15 protein-coding genes are annotated in these 20,328 nt (G+C 68.6%); 6 read left to right on the top strand and 9 right to left on the bottom strand.

Annotated elements, in window-relative coordinates:
• Window positions 1-146: 146 nt before the first annotated feature.
• On the bottom strand, window positions 147-2,186 hold the full coding sequence (locus tag CEK66_RS05125) for a sensor histidine kinase (protein WP_226978496.1): 2,040 nt from the start codon (window positions 2,184-2,186) through the stop codon (window positions 147-149).
• Window positions 2,187-2,280: 94 nt separating this feature from the next.
• On the opposite strand from CEK66_RS05125, the gene CEK66_RS05120 reads away from it, so the two are divergent.
• Window positions 2,281-2,964 (top strand): response regulator transcription factor, encoded by a 684-nt coding sequence (locus CEK66_RS05120; protein WP_152236161.1) that lies wholly within the window; start codon window positions 2,281-2,283, stop codon window positions 2,962-2,964.
• Between the two features lie 147 nt (window positions 2,965-3,111).
• Here the strand turns inward: CEK66_RS05120 and CEK66_RS05115 are convergent, their stop codons facing one another.
• The 7 genes from CEK66_RS05115 to CEK66_RS05085 form a co-directional block, all read right to left on the bottom strand.
• Window positions 3,112-4,116, bottom strand: a complete 1,005-nt coding sequence (locus CEK66_RS05115; RefSeq protein WP_010341500.1) for a class I fructose-bisphosphate aldolase — start codon at window positions 4,114-4,116, stop codon at window positions 3,112-3,114.
• 118 nt (window positions 4,117-4,234) lie between these two features.
• On the bottom strand, window positions 4,235-5,644 hold the full coding sequence (locus tag CEK66_RS05110; RefSeq protein ID WP_152236160.1) for an HD domain-containing phosphohydrolase: 1,410 nt from the start codon (window positions 5,642-5,644) through the stop codon (window positions 4,235-4,237).
• Between the two features lie 105 nt (window positions 5,645-5,749).
• Window positions 5,750-7,216, bottom strand: a complete 1,467-nt coding sequence (gene pyk, locus CEK66_RS05105; protein WP_010341498.1) for a pyruvate kinase — start codon at window positions 7,214-7,216, stop codon at window positions 5,750-5,752.
• Between the two features lie 245 nt (window positions 7,217-7,461).
• Window positions 7,462-8,112, bottom strand: coding sequence for an HAD-IA family hydrolase (locus CEK66_RS05100; protein WP_152236159.1), 651 nt, complete (start codon window positions 8,110-8,112; stop codon window positions 7,462-7,464).
• Window positions 8,109-9,284 carry a phosphoglycerate kinase gene (locus CEK66_RS05095; RefSeq protein ID WP_026144302.1) on the bottom strand — a complete coding sequence of 392 codons (1,176 nt, stop codon included), beginning with the start codon at window positions 9,282-9,284 and terminating at the stop codon, window positions 8,109-8,111. Before CEK66_RS05095 ends, CEK66_RS05100 begins: the two co-directional genes overlap by 4 nt.
• Window positions 9,285-9,500: 216 nt before the next feature.
• Window positions 9,501-10,865 (bottom strand): DUF3999 domain-containing protein, encoded by a 1,365-nt coding sequence (locus CEK66_RS05090; protein ID WP_152236158.1) that lies wholly within the window; start codon window positions 10,863-10,865, stop codon window positions 9,501-9,503.
• The gene (locus CEK66_RS05085; RefSeq protein ID WP_152236157.1) at window positions 10,862-13,609 is read right to left on the bottom strand and encodes a DUF2339 domain-containing protein; all 2,748 of its coding nucleotides are present in this window, start codon (window positions 13,607-13,609) and stop codon (window positions 10,862-10,864) included. Before CEK66_RS05085 ends, CEK66_RS05090 begins: the two co-directional genes overlap by 4 nt.
• A 257-nt stretch (window positions 13,610-13,866) precedes the next feature.
• Between CEK66_RS05085 and CEK66_RS05080 the strand changes: the two genes are divergently transcribed.
• The 3 genes from CEK66_RS05080 to CEK66_RS05070 all read left to right on the top strand — a co-directional run bounded on the left by CEK66_RS05080 (window position 13,867) and on the right by CEK66_RS05070 (window position 17,393).
• The gene (locus CEK66_RS05080) at window positions 13,867-14,943 is read left to right on the top strand and encodes a cache domain-containing protein (RefSeq protein WP_152236156.1); all 1,077 of its coding nucleotides are present in this window, start codon (window positions 13,867-13,869) and stop codon (window positions 14,941-14,943) included.
• Between the two features lie 283 nt (window positions 14,944-15,226).
• Entirely contained in the window at window positions 15,227-15,688 is a 462-nt protein-coding gene (locus CEK66_RS05075; protein ID WP_017909467.1) for a hypothetical protein, read from the top strand.
• A 514-nt stretch (window positions 15,689-16,202) separates the two neighbouring features.
• Window positions 16,203-17,393, top strand: coding sequence for a hypothetical protein (locus CEK66_RS05070; RefSeq protein ID WP_193312576.1), 1,191 nt, complete (start codon window positions 16,203-16,205; stop codon window positions 17,391-17,393).
• 266 nt (window positions 17,394-17,659) lie between these two features.
• Here CEK66_RS05070 and gap read toward each other — a convergent pair whose 3' ends face one another.
• Entirely contained in the window at window positions 17,660-18,661 is a 1,002-nt protein-coding gene (gap, locus tag CEK66_RS05065; RefSeq protein ID WP_152236154.1) for a type I glyceraldehyde-3-phosphate dehydrogenase, read from the bottom strand.
• 160 nt (window positions 18,662-18,821) lie between these two features.
• Between gap and CEK66_RS05060 the strand changes: the two genes are divergently transcribed.
• Window positions 18,822-19,451 carry an OmpW family outer membrane protein gene (locus CEK66_RS05060; protein ID WP_152236153.1) on the top strand — a complete coding sequence of 210 codons (630 nt, stop codon included), beginning with the start codon at window positions 18,822-18,824 and terminating at the stop codon, window positions 19,449-19,451.
• 248 nt (window positions 19,452-19,699) lie between these two features.
• Window positions 19,700-20,320 carry an OmpW family outer membrane protein gene (locus tag CEK66_RS05055; protein WP_150409931.1) on the top strand — a complete coding sequence of 207 codons (621 nt, stop codon included), beginning with the start codon at window positions 19,700-19,702 and terminating at the stop codon, window positions 20,318-20,320.
• The last annotated feature ends 8 nt before the right edge of the window (window positions 20,321-20,328 follow it).

Here is a 20,328-nt window from a genome sequence, read left to right as displayed (position 1 = left end):
TGGCACCGCTTTCGTCACGGCCCTCGCCGGCACACGAATCGGCACCGGGCTCTCTGCACGAACGCGCGGCGATCGGTCGCCACCGCGCCCGATTGTTTTTGCTGTTGGCGCAGAGCGTGCGTCGGGATACGCACGGCCGCCTGCGATCAGGCATCCGTCGCCGGCGGCACGCGCGACACTGCGAGCTGTGCATCCGGGCGGCGCGGCAGCAGCAATACGAAGCAGACCGACTCGTCGGGTGCCTGCCTGGCCAGGCCGACCCATCCCCCGAGACGCTCGGCGATGCGCCGGACCAGGTACAGACCGAGCCCCGCGCCCGGCGCATGCCGCGCGCTTTCGCCGCGGTAGTACTTCTGGAACAGCCGCTCGCGTTCGGCAGGCGCGATGCGTTCGCCCGGATTGGCGACCTCCAGCCGCAGCCCTCCGGCACTGCCGCGGACGCGCACGCGGATGGCCATGCCCGCCGGACAATGGCGGTCGGCATTGGCGAGCAGGTTGCGCACGGCCACCCGCAGCAGTCCGGTATCGGTGAGCAGACCATCGTCGTCGGTGAGAACCTCGCAGACCACGCGCTGCGGCTGGAAGTCGCCGCACAGGTCGTCGAGCAGGACGCGCAGGGCGCACGGCTGCAGCCGCAGTTCCGAAGCCGCCTCGCCCATGCGGTCGTCGGCGAGATACTCGTCCACCAGCGCCAGCAGCCGTTGCGCCGCGTCGCGGATGTTGCCGCAGCGCACGCGATTGCGTTCCGGCGGCGCATCCAGCTTGCGCGCCAGCTGTTGCGCCGAGGTCATGATGACGGCCAGCGGCGTGCGGAACTCGTGCGACACCATCGCCACGAAATCGCGTTGCTCCTGCATGACCTTGCGCTCGGTCTGCAGCAAGCCGCGCAGGTCGTTCTCCAGCGCCTGCCGCCTGCCGATTTCGTTGCGCAGCTCTGCGGTGCGCAAGGCCACGTCACGCTCCAGCGCCAGACCGTGCCTGCGCGCGAGTGCCACCGCGGCCTCGGCATGCCGCCGTTCGCGCAATCGGCGCTGCCGCTCGTAACGGCCGATGAGGAACACGCTCAGCAGCGTCATGTGCAGCATGGTGCCGAACGTGGTGGCGTACTGGGTCCACGCATTGACCGGGACGAATCCGAGGTTGCGCAGGAAGCCCAGCATCACCCCCAGATAGAACGGAAAGAACGCGAGCACGAAGAACAGCGCCGGCCGATAGCGGCGCCACAGCAGGTGCAGCCCCAGCCCCGCCAGCAGCAGGATCTCCAGCAGGCCCAGCGACTGCACCGGCTGCATGCCCCAGGCGTAGTGGCCGGCGAGCACGAACACGGCGCAACCCAATGCGACCGCCCACAGCAGACGTGTGCCCCAGCGCACCAGCCGCGGATGAAAGGCGCGCAGGTTCAGTTGCCGGCTGGCGACCTGGAATCCCACCGGCAGACTGCAGGCGATGCTGATGCCCAACAGCGTGTCGCTCCACGCCATCGGCATGCCGGTAACCTGCTGCACCAGGCCGATGGACATCGCTTCGTTGAACACGCAGCCGCCGAGATAGGCCACGAACAGGCCACTCATGCGCGCGCGCGTGGCGAGCCAGAACAACACGTGCAGGCACAGCAGCAACAGGTAGAAGCCGAAATACAGGCCGAACTGCAGCCCCTCGCGCCGCGAGTGGTTATCGAAGGGCAGGCGTTGCCAGACGTCCAGACGGGTGACCAACGCGTTCTTGCTGCGCAACCGCAGCAGCACCTCGTAATCGCCCGCATGCGTTGGCGCGAACTGGAAGACCGGGCTGCGGTAATCCACCGGCCAATCGCGCCGCGGCACGCGTTCGCCGCTGTCCCCCAGCGCGCGCCAGGCGCCGCCCTCGGGCCGCACGTAGGCCTGCACGTCGTCGAGCAAGGCATTGCTCAATCGCACCATCCAGCCGCCGGGCGGTACACTCTGGACATGAACAGGCAGGCGCAGCCACACCGCACCGTCGGCGAATCCCGCGTTGAGGCCGTCGGGCAGCCGGGTCCAGCCGGTCGCGGCGGCGGCCTGCACCACGTCCAGTCGGCCGTGCGGATCGTCCAGGCGCTGCAGATACCCGCTCGCATCCTGGTGCGCGCTGGTCAACGGCAGCGCCGCGACCGGGGATGGCGCCGCGTCGGCGGCCACGGCCACGCCCACCACGAGCCATGCGCCCACCAGCCAGCGCCACCATTGCGCCATCATTCGCCATACCGCACCGTTGCCAGCCGATGACGTTACAGCAAACCGCACTGCGCGAGGACGCGACTCCATGTCCGAAGTGATCCTGCTCGAGGACGAGCCGGTGCTGTGCGAGGAACTCGGCGAGTTCCTGCAGGATCTGGGCTATATCGCCGTCTGCGTGGACAGCATCGCCGGCTTCCGGCAACGATTCGATCCGGCGCGCCACACCATGGCCGTGATCGACGTCGGTCTTCCCGACGGCAGCGGCCTGGAACTGGTCAGTGAACTGCGGCGTGCCGGCCATCGGCTGGGCATCGTGGTGTTCAGTGCACGCAACACCGCCAGCGACCGCATCGCGGGACTGGAACTCGGCGTGGACCACTACCTGGGCAAGGGCGTCGATCTGGACGAACTCGCCGCCACCCTGGCGTCGCTGGGCCGGCGCCTGGCCCTGCCGCCACCGGCGGCGCGCTGGGTCCTGGAACTGGCTGCCGCACGCCTGAACGTTCCCAACGCGCCGCCGGTGCCGCTGTCGCGCCAGGATCTGCTGGTGCTGGCCTGCCTGATGCGCCATGCCGGCGAGAGCGTGGGCCACCGCGAGATCGCCGACGCGCTGGGGGTGAACTTCCTCGAGTACGACCGGCGGCGGCTGGACACGCAGATGTACCGCCTGCGGCGCCGCGTGGAGGAGATCAGCGGACGCCCGCTGCCGGTGAAGACCTTGCGCAACAGCGGCTATCGCTTCCACGCGCCAGCGGCGATCGCCCCCTGAGCGCCGCGGCGTGCCTCGCCGACGCGCCCTGCGGCCTGGCCACCAGTGCGCAAGCTCCGCTGCCGGCTCCCGCAACACGATGGCCCCGAAACAAAAAACGCCGGCGATGCCGGCGTTTTTTGTTCCTCGCAGGCGTTGCGGGGCCGATCAGCCCTGCCACTTGCCCAGCGCGGCCAGGCCGTTTTCTTTGGCGCGCTCGTACACCACCTGCTGCGCCTTGGCGAAATTGCCCTTCATGTCCTGCGCCCACAGCTTCAGCGCGGCCTGCTGCATGGCGCGGCCGTAGGAGAAGCTCAGCGGCCACGGCAGGTTGCCGAGCTGGTTCATCGCGTTGAGGTGCGCGGTGGACTGCTCGTCGGTCTGACCGCCGGACAGGAACACGATGCCCGGCAGGATCGCCGGCACAGTGCTCTTGAGGCACATCACGGTGGACTCGGCCACTTCCTCGACACTGGCCTGCTCGTCGCAGTCCTTGCCGGCAATGACCATCGAGGCCTTTAGGATGGTGCCTTCCAGGACCACGTTCTGCTCGTACAGCGCGCCGAACAGCGAACGCAACGTGGCTTCGGTGACCTCGTAGCAGGTCTCGATGTCGTGGTCGCCGTCCATCAGCACTTCCGGCTCCACCATCGGCACCAGGCCCTGCTCCTGGCACAGCGCGGCATAACGGGCCAGCGCATGCGCATTGGTCTCGATGCACACGCCCGACGGGATGTCCTCGCCGATGGTGATGACCGCACGCCACTTGGCGAAGCGCGCGCCGAGCTTGTAGTACTCCTCCAAGCGCGCACGCAGGCCGTCGAGGCCTTCGGTGATCAGTTCGCCCGGCATGCCGGCCAGCGGATGCGTGCCCTTGTCGACCTTGATGCCGGGGATGATGCCGTGCTCGGCCATGTACTTGGCGAACGGCACGCCGTCCTTGGTCTTCTGGCGGATCGTCTCGTCGTACAGGATCGCGCCGGAGATGTGGTCGCTCAGCTTGGGCGTGGTCAGCAGCAGCTCGCGGTAGGCACGGCGATTCTCTTCGACATTCTCGATGCCCACGCCGGCGAAGCGCTTGGCGATGGTGCTGGTGGATTCGTCGATCGCGATGATGCCCTTGCCCGGGGCGACCATTGCCTGTGCGGTTTCGGCAAGCTGTTCGATGCTCATACGGTTCCTGATGGCTGCAGCGGGGGAACGCCCATTATACCGGGCCGGCCTGCATGCATTCCGTTACCGCGGGGATTGCAAGCGGTTACAGGCGTAGACCGTGCATGTTCCCGGCACGTCAGCCAAGTGCATCCGTCATTGCGTCACACTGCGCCTCTTGTTCGGCCTGCGCGGTCTGCAGCGGCGCGGCGTCCACGGCCGGCACCGGCGCAGGCGCGCCCTGCGCTGTCGGCAAGGCGATGTCGAGCGCATCGAGCAAGGGCTGCCAGTCGTCGGCACTGCGCGCGCGGCGGTGCGCCAGCAACGCGGCGTGGTGGCGCAGCCCCGGCAGTTGCCAGCGCAGTTCGCAGCAGACGCGATCGACTTCCTCGGCCGCTTCCGGCGCGGCGATCAGCCACGGCAGTTGCTCGACCATCTTGCCGGCGCCGGAATCGTGGATGGCCATGATGTAGCCCACGATCAACAGCAGCAAATGCTGCAAGGCCGCGCGCTCGTCCTCGCGCAGGTCGCCGCCGCGCTGCAGCCGCAACGCCTCGTCGCGCGCCCGCTCCAGGCCGTCGAGCAGGGCCGCCACCACCTCGCGCAGGTGCTGCGGATCGTGCGCCGGCGCCTGTTCCAGGGCGCAATCGCGCAGGCGCTCGGTCAGCAGGTCGACCACGTCGCGCGGGAACTGTCCGGGCACCACGCGCAGCGCGATGCGCATGCGCGCCAGCGCCTGCGCATGGCCCTGCTCGCGTTCGAACAACCCATCCAGCGCTTCGGCACAGGAAATCAACCGGCCCAACGGCGACAGCGCCGACGCGCCGACCGGATAGCCGGAGCCGTCGATGCGTTCGTGGTGCTCGCGTGCGGCCGCGGCCTGCTGCGCCGAGTACACGCCGGATTCGCCCAGCAGCGCGGCGCTGATCACCGGGTGCACGCAGCGCATGCGCCACTGCGCGAAGTCCTGCTGCGCCTCGGGAATCTCCAGCACCACCGGATCCACGTACATTTCGCCGAGATCGTGCAGCAGGCCGACTTCCGCGGCCTCGCGCATCGCCGCATCCGAGCGCGACAGCAGCGCCGCCAGCCAGGCCACCAGCATCGCCACCCGCACCGCGTGCGAGAACGCGGCCGGCCGGGTCTGGCCGAGGGTGGTCAGCAAGGTGCCCGGCGCGCCCAGCGTGCGGGCGCGGGCCAGCATGGCCATCACCGGCTGCGCCTGCTCGCCCAGCAACTGCCGCAGGTGCGGGTGTTCGTCCAGTTCGCGCTGCGCGGCCAGCTGCACTTCGCTCGGGCGCAGTTCCTCGCAGAACGCCAGCGAGGATTCCAGCGGACGCAGCAGGCGCCGCGCGATCAGGCGCTCGCGCAGGCCGGCGTTGATGCGCTGGCCCTTGGCGACGAGCAGGATGCCGCGGCGGTCGCGGATATCCTCGGTGACCACCAGTTCGCGCGTGGCCGAGGCCTGGATCAGGTGTTCAAGGCAATGCGTGCCGGGGCGCTCGGGCAGGTCCAGCCCGAGTTCGGCGTGCGCGCTTGGGGACGTCATGGGGGTGTCGCACGATCAGGGAACGGGAGGGCGCCGCGCCGTTCCATGCGCGATCGAACAGGTATTGCCGACGGCGCGGCGGCCGGAGCCGCCGCGCCGCGTCCTTCAGAGTTCGCCCAGGCCGCTGGCACGGCCGTCCGGGCCGACCTCGAGCAGGCGCAGGGTGTTGGTCGCGCCGTGGGTTTCCATGTGCTCGCCGCTGGTGAACACCACGCGGTCACCCGGCGCCAGCAGGCCGGCTTCGACCAGCACGCGGATCGCGCCGCGCGCGGCCTCGCGCGGAGTCAGGCCGCGGCTGTCGAAGTTGATCGGAAACACGTCGCGCATCATCGCCATGTGCCGGCGCGCGCCGTCGTGGCGGGTCACCGCGAAGATCGGCGCCTTGGCGCGGAAGCGCGACAGGTAGCGCGGCGTGCCGCCGGATTCGGTCATCGCCACGATCGCGCGCACGCCCACATGCTGGGACAGGAACATCGTGGCCATGGCGATGGCCTGGTCGGCGCGCTCGAGGTTGCGCGGGGCCATGCCGAAGTCGGTCTCGGTCTCGAACTGGCGCTCGGCGCCCAGGCAGATGCGCGCCATCGCCTCGACCGCGCGGATCGGATAGGCGCCGGCGGCGCTCTCGGCCGACAGCATCACCGCGTCGGTGCCGTCGATCACCGAGTTGGCCACGTCCAGCACTTCGGCGCGGGTCGGGATCGGGCTTTCCACCATCGACTGCAGCATCTGCGTGGCGGTGATCACCACTTTGTTCTGCGCCAGCGATTCCTTGATGATCTTCTTCTGCAGGCCCGGCAGCTCGGCGTCGCCGATTTCCACGCCCAGGTCGCCACGCGCGACCATCACCACGTCCGAGGCCTCGACGATCTCGCTCAGGTTCTCGATCGCCTCGGTGCGCTCGATCTTGGACACCAGCGCCGCGTCGCAGCCGTGCGCGCGGGCGATGCGCCGCGCCTCGTTCATGTCCTCGGCGTTGCGGCAGAACGACACCGCGATGAAGTCCACGCCGATCTTGGCGACGATGCCGATCAGTTCCTTGTCGCGCTCGGTCAGTGCGCCCAGCGACAGGCCGCCACCCTGCTTGTTGAGCCCCTTGCGATCGGACAGCACGCCATCGTTGAGCACGCTGGTGACGATGCGCTCGCCCTGCACCTCGACCACCTTCAGCTGCATCAGGCCATCGTCCAGCAGCAGCACGTCGCCCGGCGCCACGTCCTGCGGCAGACCCAGGTAGCTGACGCCGACCTGGCTGGCGTCGCCCGGCGCGGCATTGGGGTCGGCGATGAGGTCGAAGCGGTCGCCGAGCTTGAGCGAGACCTTGCCCTGGGCGAAGCGCTCGATGCGGATCTTCGGACCGGGCAGGTCGGCGAGGATGCCGATCTCGGCGCCGACGCGGGCCGCGGCGGCGCGCACTTCGGCGGCGCGCTTGGCCTGGCCGGACGGATCGCCGTGGCTGAAGTTCAACCGCACCACGTTGACGCCGGCGCGGAACAGATCCTCGAGCACGCCGGGCGGGTCGGTGGCCGGACCGAGGGTGGCGAGAATCTTGGTGCGGCGCTGGCGTTCGATCATGATGGCATCCTTGGAAAAAGCGCTCAAAGCTAGCACACGCGCCCATCACACAGCATGGCATTTCGGCATAGACGCACGCGCGGTCCGGCATAGCGAGCGGACAATGCGGGACAGTATGTGGTCATGCCACGCCAACCGGCGCCGGCCCGCGTGCGCCATCTGGATGAGATGACATCAGGCCACGCGCGATGCGCGGCCAAGCCATGTGCGCCGAACGCACCGGCGCACATGCCCATTCAGGCGACTCAGGCCGCAACCAGCGCCGGCAACTGCGCCGGCGACTGCGCCAGCACATCGGCACCGGCCTGGCGCAGCTCCTCGGCATCGCCGAAGCCCCACAGCACGCCGATGCTGCGCATGCCGTGATGGCGCGCGCCGTCGATGTCCATGCGCCGGTCGCCGATCATGCGGCACTGCGCCGGCACGACAGAGAGCCGGCGCAGCGCCTCGGCGATCAGGTCCGGCTTGGCCCGCCGCGCGCCGTCGTCGCTGGCACCGACGATCTCCTCGAAGCGGGCGCCGAACGGCAACTGCTCGACGATGCGCCGCGCGAAGCGTTCGTTCTTCGAGGTCACCACCGCCAAGCGGTGACCGGCCGCAGCCACCGCCTCCACCGCCGCGCCGATGTCCGGGAACACCGTGTGCTCGCGCCAGCCGTGGCTGTCGTAGCGGCTGCGGTACAGCGTCAAGGCCTGCTCCACCAACGCCGCATCGCCGCCGAAGTGCTGCTGGAAGCTGTCGCGCAGCGGCGGGCCGATCCAGGCGCGCAACTGCGCCGGGGTCGGCAGCGGCTGGCCCAGTTCGGCGAAGGCATGGCGCAGGCTGCCGACGATGCCGGCCTCCGAATCGACCAGGGTGCCGTCCAGGTCGAAGAACAGAACGTCGGCGGCGCTCACGCGCCGCGCGCCTGCAGCGCGGCCACCGCCGGCAGGGTCTTGCCTTCCAGGAACTCCAGGAACGCGCCGCCGCCGGTGGAGATGTAGCTGACCTGCTCGGCAATGCCGTACTTGTCGACCGCGGCCAGGGTGTCGCCGCCGCCGGCGATGGAGAACGCCGACGAGGCGGCGATCGCCCGCGCCAGGGTCTCGGTGCCCTTGCCGAAGGCGTCGAACTCGAACACGCCGACCGGGCCGTTCCAGACCACGGTGCCGGCCTTGGCGATCAGCTCGGCGTAGTGCGCGGCGGTCTGCGGCCCGATGTCCAGGATCAGGTCGTCGTCGGCGACATCGGTGACCGCCTTCACCGTGGCCTCGGCGTCGGGCATGAACTGCTTGGCCACCACCACGTCGCTGGGCAGCGGGATCGCCGCGCCGCGCGCATTGGCGTCGGCCACGATCTTGCGCGCGGTGTCGAGCAGGTCCGGCTCGCACAACGACTTGCCGACCGCATGCCCGGCCGCGGCGATGAAGGTGTTGGCGATGCCGCCGCCGACGATCAGCTGATCGACCTTGTCCACCAGGTTGGACAGCAGTTCCAGCTTGGTCGAGACCTTGCTGCCGGCGACGATCGCCAGCAGCGGCTTGGCCGGTTGCTCCAGCGCCTTGGCCAGCGCATCCAGCTCCGCCATCAGCAGCGGGCCGCCGGCGGCGACCGGGGCGAACCTGATCACGCCATGGGTGGACGCCTGCGCACGGTGCGCGGTACCGAACGCGTCCATCACGAACACGTCGCACAGCGCCGCATACTTCTTCGCCAGGGCCTCGTCGTCCTTGCCCTCGCCGACGTTCATGCGGCAGTTCTCCAGCAGCACGATCTGCCCGGGCTGCACGTCCACGCCATCGACCCAGTCGCGGATCAGCGGCACGTCGACGCCGAGCAGCGCAGCCAGGCGGATGGCCACCGGCTCCAGCGAATCCTCCTGGGTCCACACGCCTTCCTTGGGCCGCCCCAGATGCGAGGTCACCATCACCGCCGCGCCCTGCTCCAGCGCGTGCTTGAGCGTCGGCACCGAGGCCAGGATGCGCTGTTCGGAGGTGATCAGGCCATTGTCGATCGGCACATTCAGATCTTGCCGGATCAGCACGCGCTTGCCGGACAGGTCGAGATCGGTCATTCGCAGGATGGACATGTGATTGCTCGCTTTCGTGGGGTTGCAAAGGGAAAACCGCGCCATCGGCGCAGTATCGGCGTCGGCATCGGAACGTCGGGTGCACGCCGTTCGGCCGATCGCCGCGCAGCGGCGAAACCGCCATTGTCCGGCGTCGGCCGCACAGCGGCAAATCGGTGGGGGACGGTGCGCTGCCCCGCGCGCGGCGCGGCGTGCGCGCCGTCGCCGCGGGATCGATCAGCCCGTGCCCTCGCCGGCGCCGGGTTTGCGCAGCAGGCTGAGCGCGAAACCGACCACCAGCAGCGCGCCGCCGACCAGCAGCGCCCACAGCAGCCAGGTCTTCCAGTCGCGCGGCGGCGGTGGCGCCTGCAGCGCCGCGGCACCGGCCAGCGGCTGCGCCGCGCCGAGGCTGGCAGTGGCCGGCGCCCATTGCGGCCCACGCTGGGTGTGCAAGGCCTGCAACGCCGCGGCCAGCGGCGCCTGTGCACGCTGGGTGCGCGCACTGCCGGCGGCCAGCGCATAAGGCGGCGCGCCCTGCGCCAGGAACACCAGCGTCTCCGGCTGGTAGCCCAGGCGCAGCGCCGGCCGCTGCCGGCCCGGGTCCTGCGCCGCCAGCAGCCGCCAGTAGCGGTCGCGCACCGGCGCAGTCAGCGCCTGCGGCGGCGAGCGGCTGCCGCCGCCCACCTGGTAGGCCAGCCATGGACCGGCGCGGTCCTGCCACGGCGCCTCGGCGCTGTCGCGGCTCTGCACGCGCCATTCGATGGCGTTGTTGCCGGGCAAGGCGATGTCGACGCGCGTCACCGGGTAGCGCCCGGGCGACACGAAGGCATAGCCGTGCTGCGCGGGATCGGTGCTCGCCGCGTCCAGTTGTTGCCAATGCCAGTCGGCGACGACCGGCGTCGGTGCCAGTTCGGCCTCCACCCCGGTCAGCGGCGGCGCGCCGGCGCCGGCCAGCGGCAGCAGGCGCAGATAGCGCACTTCGCGGCCGATGGGGATGCGCAGTTGCTGCAGCCGGTGCCCCTGGTTGCTGAGGTCGACCAGGGTCGCATCGGCCACCAGCACCTCCCAGTCGCGCAGATCGTCGCTGCCCTCGACGCGGTAGCGCGCCTGCTGTGGCTGCGCAGCGGCGGCCCATTGCAGCGACAGCGCGCGCAGCGGCGCATGCAACGCGCTGGCATCGACCAGCCAGCCGGCAGCGCCCGCGTCGGAGCCAGCGCCGGCCACGCGGGTCTGGATGCGGCGCACACTGCCGTCGCTGTCGCGCTCGGCGATCAGCTCCAGATCCGGGGTCCGCCCGTCGGGCGCCGCCGGCAGCGGAAACCACGGCAACGGCTGCCGGCGCGGCGCCGTCTCAGCCTGCTCGGCGGCGAACAGGGCCGCCGGCAGCGGGTCGCCGGCCGCGTTGAACACCTCCACGTCGCCCAGCGAGGCGCGCTGCGCGCTGCGGTAGACCGCATCGTCGAGCTGCACGCGATAGGCGCCGGCATCGGCGTCCTGCAGGGTCAGCGGCCACTGCTGGGCGTAGTCGTCGCGCTGGCTGGTCGCGAACGCGCACAGCGGCAACCCGGCCAGCAACAATGGAAACAGCGCACGTCGGATCATGGGATGGCCTCCTCGGCCGGTTCGGCAGCGCGCGGCGGCGCCGGCGCCAGATAGCCGACCACCGTACACAACAACCCGTACGCGATGAACGAGGCGATGCCGGCGACGTTGCCGAGGTTGCCGCGGTCCACCAGCAGCAGCTTGCCCAGCACCACCGCCATCAATACCGCGCCGGCCAGCCACAGGCCGCGCTGGCCGCGCCGCGAGCCCAGCACCCAGCCAAGCACGCCCAGCACGCTCCAGACCACGGTCAGGCTGGTCTGCGCCACGCCATTGCCGAGCACGCCGGGCCACGGCACCGCCGCCCAGTAATGCACCGCATGCAGGGTGACGCTGGTGATCCACAGGAAGCCGGCACCGGCCAACAGCTGGGTGCGCCAGGGCCGCAGCAGCGCCGGCAGCTCCGCGGTGCGGGTCCAGCGCACGCCCAGGACCAGCAGCGCCAGTTGGGTCAGTTCCAGCGGATTGAACACCGGCACCCAGGGCAGCGGCGCGCTGCTGCCGGGCAGGCCCAGGCTGTACAGCCAGGCCACCGACAGCAGGCCGAAGTAGGTGCTCTGCAGCGCGCTGCGGCACGGCGCGAATGCCGCACCCAGCGGAGCCGCCAGCCAGTTCCAGCGCCACAGCGACAGCGCCGTCGCCAGCAACCAGGGCGCCAGCAACAGCATCCAGCGCCAGCCGGCGGCGAGCTCGCTGTGCAGCGCGATCCAGGTGCACAGCAGCCCGACCACGCTGGGCCACACCAGCCACCACACGAACTGCGCCGCACGCGCGACGCCGCCACCGCTGTCGCGCAGGCACAGCAGGCTGCGCACGCCGAGCACCGCGAACAGCGCCCAGGCCCAGGCGCCATGCCCGGCGAACGGCTGCCCGTGCACATCGGCCTGCCAGACCGCCAGCGGCAAGGCCAGGGCCAGGCCACCCAGCGTGGTCGCGGCCAGCGCCAGTGCCGGCCAGCGCCGCTGCGCCTCGGCGGCGAGCCAGCCGCTGACCGCGACCCAGGCGAGCAGCACGTCGGCACGCGCGTCGGCGTCGACGAATCGCACGATCTCGGTGACGCCGATCCCGCACCACCAGAACAGCCCCCACACGTAGTAGCCCAGCGCCGGCACGGCGGCCCGCCCACGGCGGTAGCACCAGGCGCTGGCGAAGCCGGCCAGCGCCAGCAGCAGCCCGCTCATGAAGGTGGCGTTGGCCACCGCCTGGGTGTCCTGGGCGATGTCCTCCACGCCCACCAGGAAACCGAACGACGCCGCCAGTTGCAGGCCGGCGCCGCTGAACTGCGGCAGCCAGCGCCGTTGGCGCAGGCCCAGCCACGCCAACGCCGCCCCCTCCAGCGCGAACACGCTGGCGGTCGCGCGCGCGGACAGCGCCAGCGGCACCGCCAACGTGGCGAACCCCACCGCCAGCACCGCATACGCCTGCCCCAGCACCGCGAAGCTCGCGCGCCGGATCAGCGCCGCCGCCAGCAGGGCATAGATCGCCGCCAGTCCCAGCGCACACAGCGCCAACGGCAGGCCGTCGCCGCGCAGCAGCCCCGCCTGCAGCGAAAACGCGATCAGCGGCGTGCCGAACACCAGGCTGCCGTCGATCAGCGTGCTGCGCGCTGCCTGGCGCCGCGCGTACAGAATCGGGATCACCAGATAGAAGGCGAAGAACAGCAGCAGGAACGGCTCGGTGCTGGCGAACTTGTCAGGCCGGTACTGCAACACGCCCCACAGCGTGCCAATGCCGAAGGTGAAGCCGAACCCGAGCAGGTTCAGCACCCGCCACGGCCGGTACCAAGCGATCGCGAACACCGCCGCATTGAGCAGCGCGTAGTAGGAGAACAACGCGACGTGGTTGCCGCTGCCGGTGGACAGCCACAATGGCGCGAGGAAGCCGGCCAGCGTGCCCAGCACCGCCAGCGTGCGCGATTCCTGCGCCACCGCCAGCACGCACATGCCCGCGACCAGGGCGATGCTCAGCGCCAGCGCCGCGCCGGCGGGGATCAGCCCGGACAGCTTGAAGGCGGCGAACACGGTCAGCAGCAGCACACCGATCGCCCCGCCCTGCAGCGCCAGCGCAAAGCTGCGCTTGCGCGTGCGCTGGCGCCAGCCGAAGGCCAGGCCGGCCAGCGACGCGGCGGCGATGCCGGCGTAGCGCAGCTCGATCGGCATGCGCAGCCAGCCTTGGTCGCCGGCGTACTTCAGCAGCGCGGCGACGCCGGCCAGCAGCACCAGCATGCCGATCTTGACCGGGACATTGCCCTCGGTGAACCAGCGTTTGATCCCGCCCAACAGCCGTTCGATCGGATCCGGCCCACGCGGCGCGGCGGGCTGGGCCGTCGCGGCGGTGCGCGCCTGGGCTTGCTGCTGCTCGGCGCGTTCGACCGCGGCGGCCAGCGTCGCGAAATCCTCGTCCCTGGGAGGCACCGGCAAGGGCGGCGGCAGCGGCGGTGGCGCCGCAGCGCGCTCGGCGAACGGGTCTGGACGCGGAAGGTCGAGGCCGACGACGAACGGCATGCCCTCCGCCTCGGGCTCAGGTTGGGCGACGGCGGCCTGAACCTCTGCGGCAGCGGCCGCGGAATCGGCGCGATCCGTTGCGGCGGCAGGCGTGGCGGCGGCCATCCGCGCCACCTGCGCCTCCAGTGCGGCGAGCCGCTGGCGCAGGCGCGACTGCCCGACCAGCGCCACGATCGACAGCAGTGGCAGCGCCAGCACCACCAGCGCCGCAAACACCACCAGCACGACCAACTTGTCCATTCGTCTCACATCTCCACAGGCGGTGGCGCGGCGCCCGTGGCGCGCACCGGGAGCCCGGCGGCGCCGGACCTGGCGCAGATGGTAGACGAGTTCGGCGCCGACATCGGCACACGGACGGGGCCGCAGCCCAGTCAGCGCAAGGCCCGGCGTTCCGACAACGGTCTTCACACCGCCCTCAAGTCCCGTGCACCGGCGGCCGCTACACCCCTTATCGCGTCGTCCGTCTGCTGTTTTCTCCCACCCCACCGGCAGCATGAATGAACCTACCCGCCCACCCCGCCGACGCGGGGATCGATGACCATATTCGCGCCGTCGTCGGCTTGTCCGACCAGTTGCTCGGCCAGTTGCGCCGCTCGCTGCAGGGGATCGACGCGATCAACCGCACCACCCACATGATCTCCATGAACGCGCGCATCGAGTCGGCGCGGATCGGCGCCGCCGGACGCGGCTTCAGCGTGATCGCGCAGGAAATGGACGGGCTGTCGCGACGCGTGGCCGAGGCCACCCAGGACCTGGACAAGGTCGCCGCGCGCACCAGCACGGAGATGCGGCAGACACTGGGCCGCCTGCAGGACGACGTGCGTCGCACGCGGCTCAGCGAGCTGGCCCTGAGCAACATCGACCTGATCGACCGCAACCTCTACGAGCGCAGTTGCGACGTGCGCTGGTGGGCCACCGACGCGGCGGTGGTCGCCGCGGCGCGTGCCGACAGCGATGCCGAGGCGCTGGCCTACGCCTCGCGGCGCATGGGCCAGATCCTGGATTCGTACACGGTCTACTTCGACCTGATCCTGGCCGGAAGCGATGGCCGCATCCGCGCCAACGGCCGGCCGCGGCAGTTCGGCTCGGTCGGCAGCGACGTCTCCGCGCAGCCATGGTTCGAACACGCGATGCGCACGCGCAGCGGCGAGGAATTCGGCTTTCAGGACGTGCATGCCAGTGCGCTGGCCGACGGCGAGCGCGTGCTGGTGTACGCATGCACGGTGCGCGACGGCGGTCGCGTCGATGGGCGCGTGCTGGGCGTACTGGGCATCGTGTTCCGCTGGGACGCGCTGGCGCAGACGATCGTGCAGCGCACGCCGCTGTCCGAATCCGAATGGGGCCGCAGCCGCGTCTGCATCGTCGATGCGCAGGGCCGGGTGCTGGCCGACTCGGCCGGGCGCATGCTGCAGGACCGGATCGACTTCGACGGCCGCGACGCCTTGTTCAAGCAGCCGCGCGGCGCCGTGCTGATCGATCTCGACGGCCGGCCGCACTGCATCGCGCACGCGGCCTCTCCCGGCTACGAAACCTACCGCACCGGCTGGCACTCGCTGATCCTGCAGGCGCTGTAGGCCGCACACACTGGCGCCCACCGCAAAAGCGGCAGCGGATCACAGGCTGCCGCGTGCGGTGTCGGCACAGCCGCCTGTGCGGCACCCGCAGACCGTGTGCCGACGACTGCGACGACCTCATCGGCAGGGCGTCGTCTCTGCCTGAACGCCCGTGCGTGCTGTATTGACGGCGTCATTTCGCCATGCCTAAGCTCGTCGCGCCGCGTTGATGCCGCGCCGACGCATCGCCTCGACGCGACCGGTGCACTCTGGATTGCAGACGCCACTTCCCAGGTAAACGGACATGACCATGAAACCCTTTCGCACCCTGCTGATCTCGGCCCTGCTGGCCGGGTCTTTCGCCGCTCCCGCCCTGGCCGAAAAGGTCGACAATCCGGATCTCTACACCGCCGATGCGGTCAAGAAGAACATCGTCATCGGCAAGACCACCAAGGAGCAGGTGCGCGCGATCTATGGCGAGCCCAACTACGTCTCCAGGACGTCTGGAAAGGAAGGCGGCTACGAGAAGTCCTGGAGCTATCGCCCCGGCGAATCTCATGGCGAGAAGGCGCGCAAGACCGCGACCGGCCTGCTGAAGCGGATGCTGCCCGGTTACTACACCGGCCCGGCGATCAACGAAGCGCAGGAGCATGGCGTCGGCGCGCGCAACGTCAAGTCGTACGACCTGGAAGTGGAATTCGACGCCAAGGGCGTGGTCACCGATTACCAGCAGACCGAAAGCAACCAATCGCGCGACGCGCTGTAATCGCGAGGCCGAGCCAGCCTGCGGCACCCGACGCGCCGCGGCAGGGCCAGCGGCTCGCCACAACGCAAAAGGAGCGCGTGAGCGCTCCTTTTGCGTTGTGGCCTCGACCTGTGTACGCGACAGCGCCAGAACGGGCCGAGCGCTGCACGGGAACAGACGCATCCCGCCAGTCGCATGGCCGAGACCACTCCAGCACCTGGACAAGGTCGCCGCACGCACCTCAGCGAACCGGCCCTGGGCAGTATCGACCTGATCGCACCTCCACGAGCACTGTGACGACATGCTCTGGTGGGCCTGAAACACGTCGCAAGGACTCCATCGGCTCTCGCAGAACCACTCCGGCCATGAAGAGTGGATCTCGCGTTGGGACCGATGCAATCATCGTGGATGCGGCAAGCGACCGCCCCTGCTTGCATGCGAAAGTCGAGGAAAGCAATAAAGACGCAACGAAAACGGCGGAAAACTGGCCGCGCAAGGCCGATGCGCAGCCAATGACCATCCAACATCCCTTCATTTGCAACTCAAAAAACGAGCAGATATGGATTGCCTTACGCTACAGGACAAGTACCCGGACCTCTATTTCTTCTGGCTGGAAAAGCTTGGCCTGTATTACGCAGCCGGCGAAGAGAACAAGACATACCTGATCGAAAGCAATGGAGACATCGTCTACCAATCGCCCGAAAAGACGTTCGCCGATTTAAATGGAAGCCACTTCCCCTACAACTGGGACAAGTGGGAAACGGATTTCAACCGTCAGATCGATTACTGGATAGAAATCCATTATTCAGGGAAATTCATTACCAACTCGATTTTCTCCCTTCGGAACGGCAACCTTGTCCGCTTACTTGAAGACGAGCTCATCCTGCATGCAGTCCCCATAACGCCGCAACGACTGTTGCTGCAAGTGGCCAAGGACAAGGACAATCCCTTGTCCCAGGTCAGCATCCACCTCTACGACACGCTTAGAAACGAACGCCGGGAACTATGGGAAGGCCCTTACCGGGAAGAACCATTTTCTGTTCATCGCGTGCGCGGCGCGGAGTATTTCTTTTCGATCTGGATTCGCGACGACGAAAATCCCATCGATCACTACACACACAAAATTTTCCAGCTATATACCGCCGAAGGAGAACCGCTGGTAGATTTTGAAACGACCCGGGGACAGGGCGGCGGAGACACCTGTTTCGATCTCTCCCAACGAGGCATGGGAATCACTCACAGAATTCTGGACAAACCCATCCTTCTATCTTCGAGCTGGTATTTCAACCGCTATGAGGCATGCGATGTACTGATCGACAGGAAAGGCAATAACTACGGGGAATTTTATTACATTGCGGGACAGGTACCCTCGTATTTCGGCAAGACCTCGACCAGACATCCGAAGTACATCGACAAGAAAATTCTGTGCCTTGCGCTGCCCGAACGCGATCATCAGCCGCCGTGCCTGACGATCCTCAACGAGGACGGCAGCAGGATCGTGACGGAATTCGAGTGTCCGTGGCTTTTTTTCAACCTATCCGCAACGCTCGTCAAAGACAAATCCATCTTCGGCAAGACCTGCCTTGTGGTGATCGACAAGGAATGTCACGCAAGGCTTATCGGCCTCGATGGAAAGGAAATCGAAAACACCACGCCCATTCCCCTGAAAAGCATCGACCCCAGAATGAACTATCCGAAGCTTTTCGCGAAGCAATGCCGGCAATAGCAGTGCACCGAATTGGCTTCAAGCCAGGCAGGTCTTGAGTCCATCCGGATCCCCAGTCTGAACAGTGCCGCCGCGACCGCACGAACATCGACCCCGGGGCAGGAAGCACCTGCACAATCTGTCCGGCAAGCCGGCGTGCGACACCTGGAGCGTGTCATACCCTTTGGGACATGCAGGCACGGGACCTGCGCCATTCCATCCGGGCACGTCATCGCCCACAAAAAAAGCGCCGCAAGGCGCTTTCTTTGTGGACGACGCCAGGCGGCTTACTTCGCCACCACCTTGACCATTTCCAGGCACTTGTTGGAGTAGCCCCACTCGTTGTCGTACCAGGACACCAGCTTGACGAAGGTGCTGTCCAGGGCGATGCCGGCATCGGCATCGAAGATCGAGGTGCGCGCGTCGCCACGGAAATCGGTGGCCACCACCTTGTCTTCGGTGTAGCCGAGGATGCCCTTCAGCGCGCCTTCGCTCTGCGCCTTCACTTCGGCGCAGATCTCGGCGTAGGTGGCCGGCTTTTCCAGTTCCACGGTCAGGTCGACCACCGACACGTCCGAGGTCGGCACACGGAAGCTCATGCCGGTGAGCTTCTTGTTCAACTCCGGGATCACCACACCGACCGCCTTGGCCGCGCCGGTGCTGGAAGGAATGATGTTCTCCAGGATGCCGCGGCCGCCGCGCCAATCCTTGTTGCTCGGGCCGTCCACGGTCTTCTGGGTGGCGGTGGCCGCGTGCACGGTGGTCATCAGGCCGCGCTTGATGCCCCACTTGTCGTTGATCACCTTGGCCAGCGGCGCCAGGCAGTTGGTGGTGCAGCTGGCGTTGGAGACGATGGCCTGGCCGGCGTAGGTGCTGTCGTTGACGCCATACACGAACATCGGCGTGTCGTCCTTCGACGGCGCCGACAGGATCACCTTCTTGGCGCCGGCGTCCAGATGCTTCTGCGCCGTTTCCTTGGTCAGGAACAGGCCGGTGGACTCGATCACCACGTCCACGCCGACCTCGCCCCACTTCAGCGCGGCCGGATCGCGTTCCTGGGTCAGGCGGATCTTCTTGCCGTTGACCAGCAGGTGGCCGCCGTCGACCGACACTTCGCCTTCGAAGCGGCCGTGCACGGAGTCGTACTGCAGCATGTAGGCCAGATAATCCGGCTCGAGCAGGTCGTTGATGGCGACGATCTCGATGTCGCTGCCGAAATTCTGCACCGCCGAGCGCAGCACGTTGCGCCCGATGCGACCGAAACCGTTGATGCCGACCTTGATTGCCATTTCAGTAGCTCCTGCGGCCGCGCCTGGCGCGGCGGATGGAAGGGGAAATCCCATTCTAGCAGGCCGGCCGCGCCACGCCGGACACGCCGGTTTGATCAGGATCAAGGCGCCGCGGCGCGGCGCGCCGGACACTGCGCCCACACCCAACCGAGACTCCACCATGCGCATCACCTCCCCCCTCCTGCTCACCGGCCTGGCCGCCGCCCTGACCCTGTGCGCCCTGCCGGCGCTGGCGCAGTCCCAAGGCGACTGGACCATCGGCATCGGCGCCCACCAGGTCAACCCGAGGTCCGACAACGGCACGCTGGCCGGCGGCACCCTGCCGCTGCGCATCGACAGCAACATCCGCCCGACGGTGACCTTCGAGTACTTCGTGCACCAGAACCTGGGCGTGGAAGTGCTGGCCGCGCTGCCGTTCGAGCACGACATCAGCGTCAAGGGCGTGGGCAAGGTCGGCAGCACCAAGCACCTGCCGCCGGTGGTGTCGCTGCAGTACCACTTCAACAGCACCGGCAAGGTCTCGCCGTTCGTCGGCGCCGGCCTCAACTACACCACCTTCTTCAGCGAGAAGACCACCGGCGCGCTGGCCGGCAGCAAGCTCAAGCTGGACGACTCCTGGGGCCTGGCCGCGCATGCCGGCGTGGACATCGCGCTCACCGACAAGTCGGCGCTGCGCGTGGACATGCGCTGGATCGACATCGACAGCAAGGTCAAGGTCAACGGCAGCGACCTGGGCACCGCGCACATCGACCCGCTGGTGTACGGTCTGGCCTACGTGATGAAGTTCTGAGACGGGCGCCGGCGCCGCTGCGACCTGCGGCGCCGGCGGCAACAGGATCGGCGCCGCTCGCGGCAGCGGCGCCATTCCGGAGCATGGCCGTACCGGATCGACGCGCGGGCCGCACACGCGGCCTCGCCGGAGCGCAGCGCGTCCGCCCCGCTTCTCTGGCAGACTACGCGCCACACGGATGTGGATCGGCGCCCGCCGGGCCGACACGGGATTCGCATCCGCCCACTCGTCGTCCACCGGGGTTTGCCATGCCGCCACGCCTGTTCCGTCGCCTTGCCGTCGCCGCCCTCGCCAGCATCGCCCTGCCCGCCGCGGCGCAGTCGGCCGGCCACTTCACCACCAGCTACGGCCTGCACGGCATGGTGCCGGGGTCGTCCAACGGCACGCTGCGCGGCAGCGATCAGCGCTTCGACGCCGACGTCGCGCCGGCCGTGTCGTTCAGTTACGAATACTTCTTCCGCGGCAACCTCGGCGTGGAGATCCAGGGCCTGGTCGGCCAGCAGAAGATCGGCCTGGACCGCGGCGGCGATATCGGCAGCGCCTGGATGCTGTCGCCGACCATCTCCCTGCAGTACCACTTCAACGGCAACGGCGACATCTCCCCGTTCGTCGGCGCCGGCCTCAACTACACCGCCTTCCTCGGCAGCGACGGCAAGGGCGCGTTTTCGTCCAACGACGTGAAGTTCAAGGACAGCATTGGCCCGGCGCTGCATGCCGGCGTGGATTTCGCCGTCGGCGAGCGCAGCGCGATCCGCGTGGATGCGCGCTGGACCGGCATGCGCAGCGACGTAGAGGTGGACGGCAGCACGCTCGGCAAGGCCAAGCTCGATCCGGTCACCTACGGCGTCGCCTATCTGATGTATTTCTGAGCCTGCAG

Source organism: Xanthomonas sp. LMG 12460 (assembly GCF_009192895.1).
Lineage (GTDB): Bacteria > Pseudomonadota > Gammaproteobacteria > Xanthomonadales > Xanthomonadaceae > Xanthomonas_A > Xanthomonas_A sontii.
The sequence above is the reverse complement of the archived record's forward strand: the minus strand, read 5'-3'. Positions and strand labels throughout refer to the sequence as shown.

Coding starts and splice junctions, on each gene's coding strand:
- pyk (WP_010341498.1), bottom strand. CDS start 7,216: ATGATCGAACGCCAGCGCCGCACCAAGATTCTCGCCACCCTCGGTCCG.
- CEK66_RS05120 (WP_152236161.1), top strand. CDS start 2,281: ATGTCCGAAGTGATCCTGCTCGAGGACGAGCCGGTGCTGTGCGAGGAA.
- CEK66_RS05075 (WP_017909467.1), top strand. CDS start 15,227: ATGACCATGAAACCCTTTCGCACCCTGCTGATCTCGGCCCTGCTGGCC.
- CEK66_RS05090 (WP_152236158.1), bottom strand. CDS start 10,865: ATGATCCGACGTGCGCTGTTTCCATTGTTGCTGGCCGGGTTGCCGCTG.
- gap (WP_152236154.1), bottom strand. CDS start 18,661: ATGGCAATCAAGGTCGGCATCAACGGTTTCGGTCGCATCGGGCGCAAC.
- CEK66_RS05115 (WP_010341500.1), bottom strand. CDS start 4,116: ATGAGCATCGAACAGCTTGCCGAAACCGCACAGGCAATGGTCGCCCCG.
- CEK66_RS05080 (WP_152236156.1), top strand. CDS start 13,867: ATGAACCTACCCGCCCACCCCGCCGACGCGGGGATCGATGACCATATT.
- CEK66_RS05055 (WP_150409931.1), top strand. CDS start 19,700: ATGCCGCCACGCCTGTTCCGTCGCCTTGCCGTCGCCGCCCTCGCCAGC.
- CEK66_RS05060 (WP_152236153.1), top strand. CDS start 18,822: ATGCGCATCACCTCCCCCCTCCTGCTCACCGGCCTGGCCGCCGCCCTG.
- CEK66_RS05110 (WP_152236160.1), bottom strand. CDS start 5,644: ATGACGTCCCCAAGCGCGCACGCCGAACTCGGGCTGGACCTGCCCGAG.
- CEK66_RS05085 (WP_152236157.1), bottom strand. CDS start 13,609: ATGGACAAGTTGGTCGTGCTGGTGGTGTTTGCGGCGCTGGTGGTGCTG.
- CEK66_RS05095 (WP_026144302.1), bottom strand. CDS start 9,284: ATGTCCATCCTGCGAATGACCGATCTCGACCTGTCCGGCAAGCGCGTG.